Source organism: Comamonas sp. w2-DMI, from assembly GCF_040187735.1.
GTDB lineage: Bacteria > Pseudomonadota > Gammaproteobacteria > Burkholderiales > Burkholderiaceae_C > Comamonas > Comamonas terrae.
Genome location: NZ_JBANEL010000074.1, coordinates 1 through 1,571 on the forward strand (window position 1 = coordinate 1; position 1,571 = coordinate 1,571).

Below are 1,571 nucleotides of genomic sequence, written 5' to 3' on the forward strand. Positions count from 1 at the left end.
GGATGCTCGCCGGTGGCCTGCCAGGGCAGCTTTGCAATGGCGACGAGCAACGACCGCACGGGGCGAATTCCATCAATCAATCCCTCGCGGACCAGGGAGCAATCCACCGAACTTAAGCCGCTCGCTTGTATGACTGCGAAGGATGAGGCTTGGTGTGAGTGGGGTTTCTGGGCCGGGATCGGCCAGGGATGTGTCGAGTCCAGCAGCGCGAGAGCGTGATCACCCAGTCATGAATGCCTTGAGCGATCCCGCCCGCAATGAGCAGCATGGAGCCAATGCTGCGCGAGATCAGTTTGGCTGCTGCCGCACGGTTGACCTGTCGTCTCACGCCCTCGGGCTCGCCCGAGGCCATGGGCACCGCCCGATTGAGCAGCGCCGCCAGATTGTCCGCCAGCACCTTGGTGGCCAGATCCACCAGCAAGGCATGCTGGCTCAGCCCGCTGACACTCTCCAGGCCCAGCCGGTGCTTCAGGCGTTTGAACGCCTCTTCGATGCGCCAGCGCCCGTGATACAGATCGGCCAACTCGGCCACCGAGGCCACGTCCTCGGTCAGGGATGTCAGCAGCACCCGGGTGCGCCCGCTGGAGCTGACGTGGCGCACCAGACGAGCGTGCATACACGCCGGCCCATCCAGCTCCCACGTGCTGGCCTGTTGCGCATCGCTGGGCGAGAGCCAGCTCCAGCATTCGCTGTGGTCACTGCGCAGGAAGCTGCGCGCAGCGCCCCAGCCGTGGGTACTGTCGCAGCGGATGACAAAGTCAATGCCGCGCTGTGCCAGCGCCTGCACCAGCCAGGAGGCTGGATAGCCTCGGTCCAGGATCAGCACATCACCCCGGCGCAGCCGATCAAGCTGGTCAAAGAGCATCTGGCGCTCGCCCTCAAGTTCGGTACCTACGGCCACATGCAGCATCAGATCGTTGCTCGGCAGGTACAGGCCCAGGGCGCGCTGAACGGGCGCGGCCAGCGAGCGGGTGCGCAGACAAGCACGCTGGGCGGGAGCGAGCAGCGTGCCATCGGCGCAGACCAGGCGGCGGCCCTTGAACAGGTGCAACTGGCCCCTGGCTTCTACAGCGGTGATCAAACGCTCATTGAGCGCCCACAGGGCGGGTACATGCAGTTTGGAGCGGGCCTTGGCCAGGGCGCGATCAGAGACCAGATCGGCGGTGCTTGTGACAGACCCGAGGCTGGCAAAGAAGGCATCGAGTTCGCTTTGCACGCTGGCGCCCCGAAAGCTGAGCAGGGCGCCCAGGAGCGTGGGCAAAGGCAGCTTGCGGGCGCGGGTGAAAGCCTGGGGGTGATCGGGGCTGCGGGCCATCTCGGCAAAGGCCGGGCTGTGCAGGTGATCAGAAAAATCGGTCAGGATGGTGGACTGTGCAAAATCACAGTATTGAGGCAGAAATCATGCCAACCTCAGAAGAAAATCAAACAAAATCAATGACTTACGGATTGTACCTGCTTAAGTTCGGTGGATTGGACCAGGGAGGCCCTGCTCGGTGGTTTGCGTTTCTGGGTTTCGGTGATCAAGGCTTCAAGACGGGCACGCAACTCAGCATCTGGCACCGCACCTTGCG

At 63.5% G+C, this 1,571-nt stretch carries 1 protein-coding gene; it reads right to left on the reverse strand.

The window, feature by feature from the left end; all coding sequences use genetic code 11:
- Positions 1 to 112: 112 nt before the first annotated feature.
- Positions 113 to 1,396 carry an IS4 family transposase gene (locus V8Z74_RS26115; RefSeq protein WP_349712293.1) on the reverse strand — a complete coding sequence of 428 codons (1,284 nt, stop codon included), beginning with the start codon at positions 1,394 to 1,396 and terminating at the stop codon, positions 113 to 115.
- Positions 1,397 to 1,571: the final 175 nt, after the last annotated feature.